The sequence below is a fragment of the Caulobacter sp. CCG-8 genome (genome assembly GCF_037402475.1).
In the GTDB taxonomy this organism is placed as follows: domain Bacteria; phylum Pseudomonadota; class Alphaproteobacteria; order Caulobacterales; family Caulobacteraceae; genus Caulobacter.
This window is the reverse complement of record NZ_JBBEUD010000006.1, coordinates 186604-202869: the sequence shown is the minus strand read 5'-3', so window position 1 is coordinate 202869 and position 16266 is coordinate 186604. Positions and strand designations below refer to the sequence as shown.

16 protein-coding genes are annotated in these 16266 nt (G+C 69.2%); 11 read left to right on the top strand and 5 right to left on the bottom strand.

Features of this window, described 5'->3' with window-relative positions:
• Nucleotides 1–10: 10 nt before the first annotated feature.
• The 6 genes from rfbG to WAE60_RS07940 are packed head-to-tail and all read left to right on the top strand — an operon-like array spanning nucleotide 11 to nucleotide 5551.
• Nucleotides 11–1156 (top strand): CDP-glucose 4,6-dehydratase, encoded by a 1146-nt coding sequence (gene rfbG / locus WAE60_RS07965; protein ID WP_081916595.1) that lies wholly within the window; start codon nucleotides 11–13, stop codon nucleotides 1154–1156.
• A 1-nt stretch (nucleotide 1157) separates the two neighbouring features.
• The gene (locus WAE60_RS07960) at nucleotides 1158–2417 is read left to right on the top strand and encodes a class I SAM-dependent methyltransferase (protein ID WP_337685671.1); all 1260 of its coding nucleotides are present in this window, start codon (nucleotides 1158–1160) and stop codon (nucleotides 2415–2417) included.
• A 4-nt stretch (nucleotides 2418–2421) separates the two neighbouring features.
• A complete protein-coding gene (locus WAE60_RS07955; protein WP_029909637.1) occupies nucleotides 2422–2982 on the top strand; it encodes a dTDP-4-dehydrorhamnose 3,5-epimerase family protein in 561 nt (186 codons plus the stop codon).
• Between the two features lie 14 nt (nucleotides 2983–2996).
• On the top strand, nucleotides 2997–3941 hold the full coding sequence (locus WAE60_RS07950; protein ID WP_051695275.1) for an NAD(P)-dependent oxidoreductase: 945 nt from the start codon (nucleotides 2997–2999) through the stop codon (nucleotides 3939–3941).
• Between the two features lie 27 nt (nucleotides 3942–3968).
• Nucleotides 3969–4796, top strand: coding sequence for an ABC transporter permease (locus WAE60_RS07945; RefSeq protein WP_081916597.1), 828 nt, complete (start codon nucleotides 3969–3971; stop codon nucleotides 4794–4796).
• Nucleotides 4793–5551, top strand: a complete 759-nt coding sequence (locus WAE60_RS07940; RefSeq protein ID WP_029909646.1) for an ABC transporter ATP-binding protein — start codon at nucleotides 4793–4795, stop codon at nucleotides 5549–5551. Before WAE60_RS07945 ends, WAE60_RS07940 begins: the two co-directional genes overlap by 4 nt.
• Before the next feature lie 31 nt (nucleotides 5552–5582).
• On the opposite strand, the gene WAE60_RS07935 is transcribed toward WAE60_RS07940, so the two are convergent.
• Nucleotides 5583–6401, bottom strand: coding sequence for a hypothetical protein (locus tag WAE60_RS07935; RefSeq protein WP_337685666.1), 819 nt, complete (start codon nucleotides 6399–6401; stop codon nucleotides 5583–5585).
• Nucleotides 6398–8179 carry a hypothetical protein gene (locus WAE60_RS07930; protein ID WP_337685665.1) on the bottom strand — a complete coding sequence of 594 codons (1782 nt, stop codon included), beginning with the start codon at nucleotides 8177–8179 and terminating at the stop codon, nucleotides 6398–6400. Before WAE60_RS07930 ends, WAE60_RS07935 begins: the two co-directional genes overlap by 4 nt.
• A gap of 238 nt (nucleotides 8180–8417) precedes the next feature.
• Here WAE60_RS07930 and WAE60_RS07925 point away from each other — a divergent pair, with 238 nt between their 5' ends.
• Nucleotides 8418–9620 (top strand): threonine ammonia-lyase, encoded by a 1203-nt coding sequence (locus WAE60_RS07925; RefSeq protein ID WP_029909654.1) that lies wholly within the window; start codon nucleotides 8418–8420, stop codon nucleotides 9618–9620.
• A gap of 109 nt (nucleotides 9621–9729) precedes the next feature.
• Here WAE60_RS07925 and WAE60_RS07920 read toward each other — a convergent pair whose 3' ends face one another.
• Complete coding sequence (locus WAE60_RS07920; protein ID WP_029909658.1) at nucleotides 9730–10596, bottom strand: UTP--glucose-1-phosphate uridylyltransferase; 867 nt, start codon at nucleotides 10594–10596, stop codon at nucleotides 9730–9732.
• Between the two features lie 172 nt (nucleotides 10597–10768).
• On the opposite strand from WAE60_RS07920, the gene WAE60_RS07915 reads away from it, so the two are divergent.
• A complete protein-coding gene (locus tag WAE60_RS07915; RefSeq protein WP_156035620.1) occupies nucleotides 10769–11296 on the top strand; it encodes an FKBP-type peptidyl-prolyl cis-trans isomerase in 528 nt (175 codons plus the stop codon).
• A 108-nt stretch (nucleotides 11297–11404) separates the two neighbouring features.
• Here the strand turns inward: WAE60_RS07915 and WAE60_RS07910 are convergent, their stop codons facing one another.
• Nucleotides 11405–12037 carry a glutathione S-transferase N-terminal domain-containing protein gene (locus WAE60_RS07910; protein WP_337685664.1) on the bottom strand — a complete coding sequence of 211 codons (633 nt, stop codon included), beginning with the start codon at nucleotides 12035–12037 and terminating at the stop codon, nucleotides 11405–11407.
• A 112-nt stretch (nucleotides 12038–12149) separates the two neighbouring features.
• Between WAE60_RS07910 and argE the strand changes: the two genes are divergently transcribed.
• Nucleotides 12150–13370, top strand: a complete 1221-nt coding sequence (gene argE / locus WAE60_RS07905; RefSeq protein WP_337685663.1) for an acetylornithine deacetylase — start codon at nucleotides 12150–12152, stop codon at nucleotides 13368–13370.
• A gap of 9 nt (nucleotides 13371–13379) precedes the next feature.
• Here argE and WAE60_RS07900 read toward each other — a convergent pair whose 3' ends face one another.
• Nucleotides 13380–14417 carry a glycosyltransferase family 2 protein gene (locus WAE60_RS07900; protein WP_337685662.1) on the bottom strand — a complete coding sequence of 346 codons (1038 nt, stop codon included), beginning with the start codon at nucleotides 14415–14417 and terminating at the stop codon, nucleotides 13380–13382.
• A 33-nt stretch (nucleotides 14418–14450) separates the two neighbouring features.
• Between WAE60_RS07900 and rfbC the strand changes: the two genes are divergently transcribed.
• Nucleotides 14451–15035 (top strand): dTDP-4-dehydrorhamnose 3,5-epimerase, encoded by a 585-nt coding sequence (gene rfbC, locus WAE60_RS07895; RefSeq protein ID WP_029909672.1) that lies wholly within the window; start codon nucleotides 14451–14453, stop codon nucleotides 15033–15035.
• Between the two features lie 168 nt (nucleotides 15036–15203).
• Nucleotides 15204–16265 carry a dTDP-glucose 4,6-dehydratase gene (gene rfbB / locus WAE60_RS07890; protein WP_337685660.1) on the top strand — a complete coding sequence of 354 codons (1062 nt, stop codon included), beginning with the start codon at nucleotides 15204–15206 and terminating at the stop codon, nucleotides 16263–16265.
• Nucleotide 16266: the final 1 nt, after the last annotated feature.

The following is a 16266-nucleotide window of genomic DNA, read 5'->3' as shown; positions in this document are numbered from 1 at the left end:
CAGGCCAGTCATGTCATCCTCGTCCATCGCGCCCGCGTCGGGTCCGAAATCCGCCGACGCCGCGCTCCTGGGAGTCCCCAATCCGGCCTTCTGGGCGGGCCAACGGGTCTTCCTGACGGGCCACACCGGGTTCAAGGGCGGCTGGCTGGCGTTGTGGCTGGCGCAGATGGGCGCGACCGTGCGCGGCTACGCGCTGGCGCCGTCCACGAGCCCGTCGCTGTTCGACGTCGCCAAGGTCGCCGAGGTCACCGAGAGCGTCATCGGCGACATCCGTGACGCCGAGCGCCTGAACGCCGAGATCCAGGCCTTCAAGCCCACCGTGCTGATCCACATGGCCGCCCAGGCCCTGGTGCGTCCGTCCTATGACGATCCCGTCGAAACCTATTCGTCGAACGTCATGGGGACGGTCCACGTCCTGGAGGCCTCGCGCCGCTGCCCCAGCCTGGGCGCGACGATCATCGTCACCAGCGACAAGTGCTACGAGAACCAGGAAGTCATCTGGGCCTATCGCGAGACCGATCGCCTCAACGGCCACGACCCCTACAGCAACAGCAAGGCCTGCGCCGAGCTGGTGGCCTACGCCTACGGCCGCAGCTTCTACCACCAGCTGCCCGACCACGCCCTGGTGTCGGTGCGCGCGGGGAACGTGATCGGCGGCGGGGACTGGTCCAAGGACCGGCTGCTGCCCGACCTTCTCGAAGCGTTCGCCGCCGGGCGCGAGGCGATCATCCGCCGCCCCAAGGCCGTGCGCCCCTGGCAGCACGTTCTGGAACCGCTCTCCGGCTATCTCGTCGCGGCCCAGGCCAGCTTCGGGCGCGGCTCGTCCGAGAACCTGGCCTGGAACTTCGGCCCGCGCGAAAGCAGCAACCAGCCCGTCGGCACGCTGGCCAAGGTGGCCAGCGCCCTCTGGGGCGACGCCGCGAAATTGACCATCCAGGAAGATCCTAACGCCGTGCACGAGGCCGGGCTGTTGACGCTCGACTCGACCAAGGCGCTGATCGAGCTTCAATGGCGGCCGCGCTGGAACCTCCACGACGCGGTCGCCAACACCGTCGCGTGGCGCAAGGCGTTCGGCGAGGGCGCCGACATGGGCGCCGTCACGCGTCAACAGATCCAGCAATACGTCGCGACCGCCGCGGACGGCGCCGCTCAATAAGATGTCTACGGGAACCCTGACGATGCACGTTTCTCAGAGCTGCAGGCATTGCGGCCAACCAGTGAATGTGGTGATGGCCGATCTCGGCGCCACGCCGGTTTCCAACGACTACCTGCGCCCTGAAGCGGTGGACGGGCCCGAGCCCTATTATCCCCTGCGCGCCCTGGTCTGCGAAAGCTGCAAGCTCGTCCAGCTGCAGGACTTCTTCAAGGAAGACGACCTGTTCCGCAGCGACTACGCCTATTTCTCGTCGTTCTCGACCAGCTGGCTCAAGCACTGCGAAACCTACGCCAACGCGATGATCGCCCGCTTCGGCCTGGGCGCCGACAGCCAGGTCGTCGAGATCGCCAGCAACGACGGCTACCTGCTGCAGTACTTCAAGCAGAACGGCGTCAAGGTGCTGGGCGTCGAGCCCAGCCTGTCGGTCGCCCAGACCGCCATCGACAAGCACGGCATCCCCACCGAGGTGGCCTTCTTCGGCTCGGCCACGGCCCAGGCCCTGGTGGACCGCGGCGTCCAGGCCGACCACATGGCCGCCAACAACGTCCTGGCCCACGTGCCGGCCATCAACGACTTCCTCGACGGCTTCCGCATCCTGCTGAAGCCGCAGGGCGTGATCACCTTCGAATTCCCGCACCTGCTGCGCCTGATGGAGCAGTCGCAGTTCGACACGATCTATCACGAGCACTTCAGCTACATCTCGCTGCTGGCCGCCGAACGCATGCTCGACGTGGCCGGCCTGCGCGTGTTCGACGTCGAGGAGCTGCCCACGCACGGGGGCTCCCTGCGCCTGTTCGTCTGCCACAAGGACGCGGACTACGCCCAGGAGCCGCGCGTCGCCGCCGCCCGGGCGGCCGAGGACGCCGCCGGCCTGGGCGACATCGACACCTATCGCAAGTTCAGCGACGCCGTCCGCAAGGTGAAGCGCGACCTGCTCAAGCTGCTGGTCGAACTCAAGGAGGGCGGCGCCCGGATCGTCGGCTACGGCGCGGCGGCCAAGGGCAACACCCTGCTGAACTACTGCGGCGTCGGCGCCGACATGATCGACTACGTGGTCGACATGTCGCCGCACAAGCAGGGCCTCTACCTGCCGGGCACCCGCCTGCCGATCCTGTCGCCCGACCAGATCCAGAAGGACCGTCCCGACTACGTCCTGATCCTGCCCTGGAACATCAAGGACGAGGTCATGTCGCAGCTGGACGGCATCCGCGCCTGGGGCGGCAAGTTCATCGTCGCGATCCCCTCGCCCCGGGTCCTGTGATCCCATGCGGAAGCTCGACGAACCTCTCGCGGGCTGCAGGCTGCTGGAGGGACCGATCTTTCATGACGAGCGCGGCTATTTCCGGCGGCTGAACACCGCCGGCGACGCCGTCGCCAACGGCATGCCGGAGAGCTTCCGCCAGCAAGGGGCGTCCTTCAACCTGCAACGCGGCACGGTTCGCGGCCTGCATTTCCAGAAGGCGCCGTTCCTGGAGCACAAGCTGGTGCAGTGCGTGCGCGGGGCGATCTTCGACGTGATGGTCGACCTGCGCCCGGACTCGCCGACCTACGGCCGGCATTTCGCGGCGGAGCTGTCGGAGACCAACGGCCACATGCTGTACAGCGAGCCCGGTTTCGCCCACGGCTTCCAGGCCCTCACCGACGACTGCCTGGTGCTGTACCAGATCTCGCCCGACCTCGTTCCGGGCGGCGCCGGCTCCGTGCGCTGGGACGATCCCGAGCTCGGTATCGCCTGGCCGCTGGACGCTGTGAACGTATCGGAAAACGATCGCCGGGCGCCTTTATTTCGACAGCATGATCCGGCCCTAACCGCGCCGCGGCCTTAAGCACGAGAACCGTTTTGGCTTCGTCTGTCCTCTTCACGGGCGCCAGTTCCTTCACCGGTCTTTGGTTCGCCGAGGCCATGGCCGAGCGCGGCCTGCGCGTGGTCGCGCCGCTACGGGGATCCGCGGACTCCTACGAGGGCGTGCGCAGTCGGCGGGTCGAACGTCTGCAGGCCTGCGCCGAGGTGGTGTTCGACTGCCCGTTCGCCACCCCGCGCTTCCTCGAACTGGTCGAGGCCGGAACCTGGGACGCCCTGGCGCACCACGCCGCCGACATCGACGGCTACAACGGGTGGAGCTTCGATCCGGTCAGGGCGGTCCAGCGGAACGCCGCGGGCGCCGATGTCGTCTTCGCCAAGATGGCCGAGCGCGGCGCCAAGGCCGTCGTCGTCACCGGCACCGTGTTCGAGGCCGGTTCGGGCGGCGCGCCCGGGTCCCTGGCCGCCAACCCCTACGGACTCTCGAAAACGCTCACCACCGAGACCCTGCGCCATTTCGCGGCCTGGTCGAACCTGCGTTTCGGCCGCTTCGTCATCGCCAACCCCTTCGGCCCGTTCGAAGAGCGGCGCTTCGGCTGGTACATGTTCAAGACCTGGCTTTCGGGGAACGTCCCGGTCGTGCAGACGCCCGATTATGTACGTGACAACGTTCCGGCGCCCGTGATAGCCGCCGCGTACGCGGACTATGTCGAGGCCATGATCAACGAACCGGCGACACCCGCCGCCCGGCGGCCTTCCGGATACGTCATGAGCCAAGGCGCGTTCGCGCAGTTGATGGCCAAGGAGGCGTCCCATCGCCTGGGGCGCGATCTGTCCGTCGACTTCGCGCGGCAGATCGAGTTCTCCGAGCCCTATCTTCGCGTGAACGACGAGTTCAGCTTCGATCTCGCGGACATCCCACGGTTCTGGGATCAGTACGTCGAATACTACTCCGCACTGCACAAATCTGGAGACCTGAATTGATCGACCTTACTATCGGGTGCGCTGCGGATGAGTAATCCTTCGAAGAACGGCGCTCGACGCCTGATGCGTCTCACGCCGACCAACGCGTTCATCGAGCTCGGCGACTCCCTGGGCCTGTGGCGCCTGTGGCTGTCCATGGGCTGGTCCGACATCAAGCAACGCTATCGCAACTCGGTGCTGGGGCCGTTCTGGCTGGCCAGCGGCCTGGCGCTGACCATCGCGGGCATGTCGCTGCTCTACAGCCAGATCCTGCACGTCGCCTTCCAGGACTTCGCGCCCTATCTGGCGGCCGGCCTGATGATCTGGTCGTTCATCGCCAGCGTCGCGACCGAGAGCTGCCATAGCTACGTGCTGGCCGAGGGCCTGATCAAGTCGCTCCAGGTCCCCTACTTCGTCTACATCTTCCGGGTCGTGGCGCGGAACCTGATCGTCCTGGCGCACAACCTGGTCGTGGTGGCGATCATCTGGGTCGTCTTCGGCAAGGTCATGGACATCAAGCCGCTGGAGACGCTCGCCGGCATCGCCCTGCTGACCCTGTTCTCCATCGGCATGGCCACGGTCTTCGCGTCGCTCGGCGCGATGTTCAAGGACTTCATCCAGATCGTCACCCAGGTGTTCCAGATCCTGATCTTCGTGACCCCGGTCTTCTGGCTCACCAAGGCGATCAGCCCCCGGTCGGCGTTCCTGCACCTCAATCCGTTCTACTACCTGATGGAAGTCGTGCGCGAGCCGCTCCTCGGGACCACACCCACCGCCTTCGTCTTCACGGGAGCCGTGGGCTTCACCTTCGCCAGTCTGATCGCGGGCATCATCGCCTACGCCGTCAGCCGCAAGTCGGTCGTGTTTTACGTATGAGCCCAGAACGTCTTATCTCGCTGCGCGGCGTCACCGTCGATCTGCCGGTCCAGGAAACGCGCGCTCGATCGTTGCGCAAGGCCGCCCTGGGCATCGCCGTCGGCGGCGTCCTGATGCGGTCGCGCAACGACCAGGTCACCGTCCGCGCGCTCACCCAGATCAATCTGGACGCCCACAACGGCGATCGCATCGCCCTGGTCGGGTCGAACGGCGCGGGCAAGAGCACGCTGCTGCGGGTCCTGGCCGGGATCTATCCGCCCACCTCGGGCACGATCACCACCTCGGGCACCATCAGCGCGGTCTTCGACAGCTCGCTCGGCCTCGACATGAACCTGAGCGGCTACGACAACATCGCCGTCGCCTGCCGCTACCGCGGCATCGACCGGGCGACGATGGAATCGCTGCGCCCCTCGATCATCGAGTTCTCCGGGCTGGGCGGGTTCATCCACCTGCCCATGCGCACCTACTCGCTGGGCATGATGGCGCGTCTGGCCTTCGCCGTGACCACGTCGATGACGCCCGACATCCTGGTGATGGACGAGTGGCTGGCGACCGGCGACGCCGCCTTCATGGAGCAGGCGCAGAGCCGGCTGCACGAGCTGGTCGACGAGGCCCGGATCCTGATCCTCGCGACCCACTCGATGTCCCTGGTCAAGACCCTGTGCAACAAGGTCGCCGTGCTGGACCACGGGCGGATCGCCTATTTCGGCCCGATCGAGGACCTCCCCCCCGGCGTCTATCCGCCGCTGGCCTGAGGCCTCGCCGACACCAAAGAGCGCCCCGCGGTCAGCCGATCGCGGGGCGCTTTTGCGTTCGCCAGCCCGGCAGCGTGCTCCGGCTGCGGTAGACGCCCCAGGACTGGCCCGCCAGAAGGTCGCGCTCGGGGCGCTGCAGGGCGTCGAAGTGGCGGGTCTGGTTGTCGCCGACCAGGAGATTGGTCTGCCGGCCCTGCCGGAAGCCGTCGGACCACGGCCACCAATCGATATCGTAGCCCCGCCCGTTGCGCCCCACCGTCAGCACGCGCAGATCGCGCGCCAGCACGCGGTTGGTCATGCTGAGCGCGCCGCTCTCGAACATGAAGGCGTCGCGCCGGCCCTCGATGGCGACGTCGGCCGTGATCGCGTGCAGCAGGGCGACGTCGAGCATGAACCCGTTGGTCCGCAGGTGCGGGTTGGGAAAGGCGGGGAAGTCGGGATCGATGACGTGGAGGCTCTCGTAGGACCCCGTGGCCCCGACCAGCCCCACGCCGGGCGCGTCCAGGTTCCGGTCCAGCTTGAGCAGCCAGCCGTCGCAGAGGATCTGGCTGTGGCTGTTGAGGAAGCACACCCGGGGTTCGTCGATCCGCCGGCTCATGGTCAGGTAGGCGCCGATGTCGCGTCCGGCTTCCTCGACGACCACCGGCACGTGCGGGACGGCCGCGCACAGGACGGCCGCCTCGGCCACCGCCGCCTCGGTGTCGAAGCCCTTCAGGGCGATGTAGAGCCGGTGGCCCACGCCCGCGTCGAAGGCCGCGTAGGACGCCAGGAACCGGCGCGCGTGGGCGCGCCAGCCGGCGTCCTCCCAGCGGAGCAGGAACACGACCGCGATGGTGGGGCTTGGGGTCATGGGTTGGACAACTTCATCGCCACGCGGTGGGTCGCCGGCCGCGTCGTCAGGGCGTCCTCGCGGTAATAGGGATCCCGGGCGCAGGATTCCGGCCAGGTCTGCTGATGCCAGGTCACCGCTTCGGGCCTCGGCGCGCGCCATCGGGCCATGGAGAGCTCGGCGCCGGGCGTGTGCGCGATCAGCCGGCCGCGCCGGGCCAACTTCAGGCAGTAGTCGAGGCCCTCCAGGTCCGGACCCAGTCCGTCCACGAATCCGCCCACGGCGATGAAGTCGTCGACGCGGGTGGCGAGGCACGCCCGGCTGACCCCCAGCACGTTGCGCGGCACGAGGGGCGCGACGCCGGCGGTCTCGACGCGGATCGGAGCGGGCTCCCCGTCGTCGTTGGTCAGGCCCACATGCCGCATGCCGGTGGCGCGATCTACGAGGACGGGCCCCACCGCCGCCACGGCGCCGTCCGCGAGCGGCGCGACCAGGGCCTCGATCCAGGCCGGCGACGCGTCGGTCAGGTCCTCGTCGACGAACACCAGCACGTCGTGGCGATCCGCCAGCCCGTCCAGCCAGGGGGCGGGGGGAGCGGGCGCGACGGTCTTCGCCGACGGCCGGACCTCGCGCACGATCTCGACCAAGGGATAGTCGGTCGGCGGCGGCGGACGGCCCGAGCCGCGCCCCCGGACCACCAGCAGGACCCTCGGCTGGGCGACGCCGGCGGCGGGCGGCGGCGACGTTTCGGTCGCGACGCGCCCGGCGTCCGCCAACAGCCCCTCGGCGTCGTCGGCGGGGCGATGCAGCAGCACGCGGGGTATGCTCGCCACGCGCGCGCCGTCGGGCCCGCCGGCGCGGACCAGCCGCAGGCGATCGGCCGGACCGGCGTATCCCACCCGATTGGAGAACACGGCCGCCCGGCCCAGATAGTTGGCCGCCGCCAGATAGGTCGGGCTCCAGTCGGGCTTGAAGAACGGCTCCCGCTCCACGCCGTCGGCGTCGACCAGGTCCTCGTCGCCATGGAGGACCTCCAGGGCCGGGTCCGCGTTGATGCGGTCGGCGAAGGCGTAGAGGGCGTCCTCGGCCAACCGGTCGCCGGCGCGCAGGAACATCCTGTAGCCCGTTCCGTCGCGCGCCGGCGGCGGGGTTTCGCCCTCGGCCAGATCGTGGATCTCCAGGTCCGGATAGATCTGGGCGGCCAGGGACGCGCGGGTGGCTTCGGAGTCGCCGCCTCGCGCCGCCTCGACGAAGACCTCGAAGCGCGGGCGCGCGGTCATCAGCGGCAGGTGCGCTTCGAACTCGCGCCTTTCCAGGGGCCGCCAGGCCGCCGCCAGGTCGGTCCAGGCCGCGTAGTCGACACGCTGCGGCAGCGGCTGGCGCAGCCCCAGCGACAGGAACAGCGTCGTCGAAAGCGGGCGCCAGACGCCGGGATGGAGCTCGACCTCGACACGGATCAGGTGCGCGCCGCGGTTCAGCTGCAGGGCCAGTTCGAAGCCGCAGGCCTCGGCGTAGGGCGGCGAGCGGTGGAAGGCCTCGCGCACGTCCGCGCGGGCCATCACCCGAACGGGATAGAGCGCCCGATTGACCTTGATCCGCACGCGGGGCGGATCGACCCGGTCCTTGAGGACGGCCCAGCCCCTGAGCACGCAGCGCCCGCGAATGGCGCGGAGCGGACGCTGTCCTCGCGGTTCGTCGATGGCGTAGAGCAGGCGGTCGGGCGCGGGCGAGCCCCGGAACAGCATGAAATAGAAGCGTCGGATCAGCGCCTTGGCGGGCCCCGGCAAGGACTGGAACATATTCGGCGAAAACCTTGCTTCCGACATACGACCCACGCGGCGCGGCCTTCCCGGCGCTGGACGTCCCTCTACTGGCTGTCCCCGGCCAGGGCAAAGCAAATCGCCGGATCGGACGGCGGCGCGCCGGAGCGCACAACGGAGTTGGCGCGACGGACGATTGGTTGTTACAGCAACGCGGCGCGTCGGTCCCGGCCGGCGGCGCTCATGCTTCGGCGACCACCAAGGCCTGCGTATCTTCATGACCCTCGACATCACCGCCATCCGCGCCGCCGCGGCCCGCCTCGCCGGCCAGATCGAGCGCACCCCCTGCCGCTATTCCAAGACCCTGTCGAAGATCACCGGCGCCGAGGTGTGGGTGAAGTTCGAGAACCTGCAGTTCACCGCCGCCTACAAGGAGCGTGGGGCGCTCAACAAGCTGATGCTGCTGTCCGACGCAGAGAAGGCCAAGGGCGTCATCGCGGCCAGCGCCGGCAACCACGCCCAGGGCCTGGCCTATCACGGCGCCCGCCTGGGCGTGCCGGTGACCATCGTCATGCCCAAGACCACCCCCTTCGTGAAGGTGCAGCACACCCGCGACTTCGGGGCCAACGTGGTCATCGAGGGCGAGACCTACGACGACGCCGCCGCCCATGCGCGCAAGCTGCGCGACGAGCAGGGCCTGACCTTCGTCCACCCGTTCGACGACTATGACATCATGGCCGGCCAGGGCACGATCGCCCTGGAGATGCTGGAGGACGCCCCCGACCTGGAGGTCCTGCCGGTGCCGATCGGCGGCGGCGGCCTGATCAGCGGCGTGGCCACGGCGGCCAAGGCCATCAAGTCCGACATCCACATCATCGGCTGCGAGCCGGCCATGTACCCGTCCTTCACCGCCAAGATGCGCGGCGTGGCGGCCCATTGCGGCGGCCAGACCATCGCCGAGGGCGTGGCGGTCAAGACGGTGGGCGAGCTGACCTACGGCGTGGCCCGCCCCCTGATCGACGACGTGCTGCTGCTGGAAGAGCCGCACATCGAGCAGGCCGTGGCCCTCTATTGCAACGTCGAGAAGACCATCGCCGAAGGGGCCGGCGCGGCCTCGCTGGCGGCCCTGCTGGCCTATCCCGAACGGTTCCGCGGCAAGAAGTGCGGCCTGATCCTGTGCGGCGGCAACATCGACACCCGCCTGCTGGCCTCGGTCCTGACCCGCGAGCTGGTGCGCGCCCAGCGCCTGGTGTCCCTGCGCATCGTCGGCGACGACCGCCCGGGCCTGCTGTCGACGGTGGCCAGCGTGATCGGCGGCATGGGCGCCAACATCATCGAGGTCAACCACAACCGCCTGGCCCTGGACGTGCCGGCCAAGGGCGCAGAGTTCGACATCACCATCGAGACCCGCGACGCCCAGCACACCCAGGACGTCATGGACGCCCTGCGCGAGAAGGGCTACCCGCCGCGCGCGGTGTGACCAGATCCTCCCCCTCTGGGGGAGGTGGCCCGAAGGGCCGGAGGGGGACCGACCGCGCGGACCCCCTCAGTCGCTTCGCGACAGCTCCCCCAAGAGGGGGAGCATCCTTCTACAGCAGCCCCTTGATCATTTCCCGGGCCGCGTCGGCCAGGTCCGGGCGCTTCAGGGCCAGGGCGACATTGGCCCGCAGCAGGCCGATCTTGTCGCCGCAGTCGTAAGTCTCGCCCTCGTATTCCAGGGCGTGGAAGTCCTGGGTCTGCAGCAGGGTCAGCATCGAGTCGGTCAGCTGGATCTCGCCGCCCGCGCCCTTGCCCTGCTTTTCCAGCAGGTCGAAGATTTCCGGCTGCAGGATGTAACGGCCCGAGATGAACAGGTTCGAGGGCTCGGTGCCCTTCGGCGGCTTCTCGACCATGCCGGTCATGCGGTTCAGGCGGCCTTGCTGGCCGTCCAGGGCGACGATGCCGTACTGGTGGGCCATGCCCTCCGGCGCCGGCTCGACGACGACGATGTTGCCGCCCTTCTGGTCGTAGGCCTCGATGGCCTGGGCCAGGGCGGGCTTGCCGGCCGACATCACCATGTCGGGCAGCATCACCGCGAACGGCTCGTCGCCGACGATGTCGCGGGCGCACCACACCGCGTGGCCCAGGCCCAGCGGGGCCATCTGGCGCACGAAGCTCATCTCGCCCGGACGGGGCAGCTCGTCGCGCAGCTCCTTCAGCAGGGCGGTCTTGCCCTTGGCCTCCAGCGCCGCCTCCAGTTCGACCTGGTGGTCGAAATAGTCCTCGATCGCGCCCTTGTTGCGGCCCGTCACGAAGACGAAGTGCTCGATGCCCGCGGCCCGACCTTCCTCGACGATGTAGGACAGGATCGGCCTGTCCACGACGTTGAGCAGCTCCTTCGGGGTGGTCTTGGTGCCGGGCAGGACCCGGGTGCCGAAGCCCGCGACGGGAAGGACGGCTTTGCGGACGGGTTTCATGAGGGCCTCGTGAGCAGTCACTGGGTGGGGACGGTTTCTAGGGCGCGCCGCGATATCGCGCCACCACTGTTCTGTGACTGTCCGTGTCAAAACGAGGGCCGCCCAAAATCGGCGCGCGACAGACCGCGAAATGGTCTAGCACGGACGAATAATCGTCGGAGCCCGTCGTCCCATGGTCCGCCCCCTCGCGCTGGTCCCCAAAATCGCCCTCGCCGTCGCCCTCGGCGCGACCCTGGCCCTGTCGGCCTGCGGCCCCAGCAAGAAGCAGCAGGAAACCCTGGCCGCCGCCCAGGTCTTCATGAACCAGAACGCCAAGCAGCCCGGCGTCGTCACCCTGGCCGACGGCCTGCAGTACAAGATCGTCCGCTCGGGCCCCCTCGACGGGGCCAAGCCGAACCCGACCGACGAGGTCAAGGTCAACTACGAGGGCAAGCTGGTCGACGGCACGGTGTTCGACAGCTCCTACGAGCGCGGCCACCCCGAGTCCTTCCCGCTGCAGGGCCTGGTGCCCGCCTGGAAGGAGGCCCTGGTCATGATGCGGCCCGGCGACGAATGGATCCTCTACGTGCCGCCGGAGCTGGGCTACGGCGCCCAGGACAAGGGCCCGATCCCCGGCAACAGCGTGATGATCTTCCGCATCGAGCTGATCGACGTGCTGTCCTCGAAGATCCAGGCGCCCAAGCAGAAGGCGCCGGTCTAGAGCGCGTCCGCGTTCGCAGGAATCTCGCCCCCTATCCGTTGTCATCCCGGAAGCCTCGCAGAGGCTGTCCGGGACGACGACTGTTGGGGGCGCTGGGGCTATCCCCGCCTAGACCTTCGGCACGGCCATCCCCCGACGCACGGCGGCCCGCTCGCCCACCCGCTCCAGCCAGGCGCGCACCGCCGGCAGGGGCGGACGGTCGGGCTGGATCTTCTCCAGCCCCTCCAGGGCCGCCACGGTCCAGGGATAGGCGGCGATGTCGGCGATCGAATAGTCGTAGCCGGCCAGGTAGGGGACCTTCTCCAGCCGCCCCTCCATCACGCCCAGCAACCGCCGCACCTCGTCGGCGAAGCGGTCGATGGCCAGCTCGATGGGCTCGGGCGCGCGCAGGGCGAAATAGCCCAGCTGGCCGGCCATCGGCCCAAGACCCCCCACCTGCCAGAAGGTCCATTCCAGCGCCGCCACCCGGTCCGGACCCGAGGGAGCCAGCAGCTTGCCGGTCTTCTCGGCCAGATAGACCAGGATCGCCCCGCTCTCGAACACCGACTGCGGCCCGCCTGGCGCGTCATGATCGACGATGGCGGGGATCTTGTTGTTGGGCGAGATGCTCAGGAAATCCGGCGCGAACTGCTGGTTCTGGCCGATGTCGACCGGGTGCACCGTGTAGTCCAGCCCCAGCTCCTCCAGGGCGATGGGGATCTTGCGGCCGTTGGGCGTGGTCCAGGTGTAGAGGTCGATCATGGGGGCGCCTTCGGGGGCTTGTCTGTCCGGGCTCGAAGCATAGAACGCGAACGGAGCCGATCGGGGCTCAGTCCCGGTAGGCGCGGGCCGGCGGGCGCGCTAGGGTCGCGCCATGGTCCCGTCCTCCCAAACCGCGCCGCCCGTCGCGTCGTCCCCGATCTCGTCCTCGGAGACCCTGGCCGCCCGCGCCGTCGACATCCTGTCCACCCTGGTGGCCTTCGACACCACCTCGCGGCTGTCCAACCTGGCCCTGGTCGAGTGGGTCGAGGCCTATCTGGCGGACCTGGGGGTCGCCTCCCGCCGGGTGCCCAACGCCGACGGGACCAAGAGCAACCTCTTGGCCAGCATCGGCCCGGCGGTGGAGGGCGGCGTCGTGCTGTCCGGCCACACCGACGTGGTGCCGGTCGACGGCCAGCCGTGGAGCAGCGACCCGTTCGTCCTGACCGAGCGCGACGGACGCCTGTACGGCCGGGGGACCTGCGACATGAAGGGCTTCCTCGCCTTGGCCCTGGCCGCCGCGCCCGATCTGGCCCGTGCCGAGCTCGACCGCCCCGTCCACCTGGCCTTCTCCTATGACGAGGAAGTGGGCTGCCTCGGCGCGCCGGACATGATCGCGGTGATCGCCGACGAACTGCCGCGCCCGGCCCTGGTGGTGGTGGGCGAACCCACCGACATGGTCGCCGTGCGCGGCCACAAGGGCATCGCCAGCTTCCGCGTCACGGTCACCGGCCGCGAGGCCCATTCCAGCCTGACCCACCTGGGCGTCTCGGCCAACATGGTGGCCATCAAGCTGATGAACCACCTGGTCGAGCTGTCCGAACGGCTGGAGCGCGAGGCCGACCCCGCCTCGCCGTTCACCCCCAAGGGCGCGACCCTGACCATCGGCCAGGTCAACGGCGGCACGGCGGTCAACATCCTGGCGCGCGAATGCGTGTTCATCTTCGACCTGCGCGTCCCGGCGGGCCTGGAACCCAAGGCGATCCTGGCCGAGTTCTTCGCCCTGGCGGAGACGCTGGACGCCCGGATCAAGGCCAAGGCCCCCGAAGGCGGCGTCCGGGTCGAGACCCGGTCGATGACCCCGGCCTTCGCACCCGAGGTCGACGGCGCGGCCGAGGCCTTCGCCCGCCGCATCGCCGGCGACAACGGCCCGCCGCGCGTCGTGCCCTACGCCGCCGAGGCCGGCCAGTACCAGGGCGCGGGCTTCTCGACCGTGATCTGCGGCCCCGGCTCGATCGACCAGGCCCACCAACCCGACGAATATGTCGAGATCAGCCAGATGGAGCGCGGCGCGGCCTTCATGCGCCGGCTGGTCGAGGACCTGTCCCGGGCCTGATCCGGCGGCCTATCGGGCCGAGGGCCGGTAGCGCCTGATCACCAGCCGCCGGCCGAAGAAGGCCACCGGGTCCAGGGCCATGACCCGCAGGATGTCGAGCGCGCCGGCCTTGCGGGCGGCCTGGACCTGGCGACGCGAGGCCAGGATCGGGTCGAGGTCCTGGCGCTTGAGGGCCGCGCGGATGCCCCGCCAGGCCGGACCGGCGTCGCCCCGCCGCCAGTGCAGCAGCAGGAGGCCGGCCGTCACCGCCACGTGCAGCGGCAGGGTCAGCCACAGCAGCGCCAGCGGCGTGTTCTTCAGGAAGGTCCAGACGCGGTTGCGCGAGCCGTGGAAGACCGAGAAGTCCGACCGCACCCCGGTGCTGGCCGAGCCCACGTGCTCGACCACCGCCGCCGGCAACAGCAGGGTCGGCTCGCCCGCCAGCCGCAGGCGGTAGCCCAGGTCGACGTCCTCGCAATAGCAGAAGAACCGCTCGTCGAAGCCGCCCAGCTCCAGGAACAGCGCGCGGTCGATGATCGTCGCGGCCCCGCAGGCCGAGAACACCTCGCCCTCCAGGAGGTCGGCCGGACGGCGACGACGATAGCCGCCGCGGAACGGGATGCCGGCCGAGGTCATCACGTCGCCGGCCCCGTCCATCAGGTCCGGCTCGTCGGCCACCATCTGCAGCGAGGTGAAGCAGCGCACTTCCGGATGACGGCGGGTCCCGGCGACCAGGGCCTCCAGCCAGTCGGGCCGGGCATAGGCGTCAGGGTTGAGCAGCACCAGCCAGCGGCCCCGGGCCTGCCCCGCCGCCAGGTTGTTGCCCGCCGCGAAGCCGAGATTGGCCCCCGGCTGCAGGAACCGGATCGCCGGGTCGGCCGCCGCCGCGGCCTGGGGCGCGCCGTCGGTCGAGGCGTTGTCGACCAGCAGGATCTCGAAATCGGTGAAGGTCTGGGCCCGCAGCGCCTCCAGGCAGCGCGCCAGGGTGGGGCCGCTCTGGTAGGAGACGACGATCACGCTGACCGTCGGTCCAGGCTCCCTCTTGTCATCGCCGCTCGGGCAAGCCATGCCTGACGAACTCATTTCTCGAAGGGTTGAATCGTGAAGATCACGCCGTTGGCGATTCCCGAGGTGCTGCTTATCACGCCCGCGCGCCATGGCGACGAGCGGGGTTGGTTTTCGGAGACCTTTCGTCAGTCGGCGTTGACCGAGGCCGGTTTCAAGGGCGGCGCGTTCGTCCAGGACAACCATGTACGCTCGACCACGCGCGGCATCCTGCGCGGCCTGCATTTCCAGAAGCCGCCGCACGCCCAGGACAAGCTGCTGCGCTGCGTGCGCGGCGCGATCTTCGACGTGGCCGTCGACATCCGCCGGGGCTCGCCGACCTTCGGCCAATGGGTCGGGGCCGAGCTGTCGGACGACAACGCCCGGCAACTGCTCGTGCCCAAGGGCTTCGCCCACGCCTACTGCACCCTGACCGACGAGTGCGAGGTGCTCTACAAGGTCACCGACTACTACGCGCCGCAGTCCGAGGGCGCGCTGCGCTGGAACGACCCGGCCGTCGGCGTCGCCTGGCCGATCCCGCCCCAGCAGATCTCGACCAACGCCCGCGACGGCGCGGCCCCGTTGCTGGCCGACCTGGACACGCCCTTCACCTACGGCGAGGCGGCGCGGGCCCTGGTCTGAGCCGGCCTTCGCTCCCCGACCGGCGATCCGTCGCATCGAGGTCGAGGGAGAGGGCATGGTGGCTATCGAAGCTATCCGGCAACTGATATTGCGTCCTTTGCGTGCATGCGGACCAAGCGGATGCAAGCGTTCGAAGGCGTCGTTTCGCCGACCTAAAGGAATTAGGGCGTGAAGATACTTGTCACCGGGGGCGCGGGTTTCATCGGGTCAGCGGTCTGCCGCCATCTGATCGAGAATACCGGCGATCAAGTCGTCAATGTCGACAAGCTGACCTATGCGGGCACGCTCACCTCGGTGGCCGAAGTCGCCGGCTCGCCCAACTACAGCTTCATCCAGGCCGACGTCGCCGACCGCGCCGCGATCAAGGCGATCTTCGAGACGCACAAGCCCGACGCGGTGCTGCACCTGGCCGCCGAGTCGCACGTCGACCGCTCGATCGTCGGCGCCGGTCCGTTCATCGAGACCAACATCGTCGGCACCTACGTGATGCTGGACTGCGCCCTGGACTACTGGCGCGGCCTGACCGGCGAGGCCAAGGCCGCCTTCCGCTTCGTCCACGTCTCCACCGACGAGGTCTACGGTTCCTTGGGCGCCGACGGCCTGTTCTCCGAGACCACCCCCTACGCGCCGACCTCGCCCTATTCGTCGTCGAAGGCCGCCGCCGACCACCTGGCCCTGGCCTGGTGGCACACCTACGGCCTGCCGGTGCTGGTCTCCAACTGCTCCAACAACTACGGCCCCTACCACTTCCCCGAGAAGCTGATCCCGCTGATGATCCTCAACGGCCTGGATCGCCGTCCGCTGCCGGTCTACGGCGACGGGGCCAACATCCGCGACTGGCTGTTCGTCGAGGACCACGCCCGCGCCCTGCGCATGATCCTGGAAAGCGGCCGTCCGGGCGAGAAGTACAATGTCGGCGGCCGCAACGAACGGACCAACCTGCAGGTCGTGCACGCGATCTGCGACCTGCTCGACGAGCTGGCGCCGTCCGCCGAAGGCTCGCATCGCGACCTGATCACCTTCGTCGCCGACCGTCCCGGCCACGACCACCGCTATGCGATCGACGCCACCAAGCTGGAAAGCGAACTGGGCTGGAAGGCCCGCGAGACGTTCGAGACCGGCATCCGCCGCACCGTCGAATGGTATCTGGCCCGGGCCGACTGGTGGGGCCCGCTCCGCGAAGCCTATGACGGCCGCCGCCTGGGCCTCCTGACCGCCAAGGCCAGCTGAG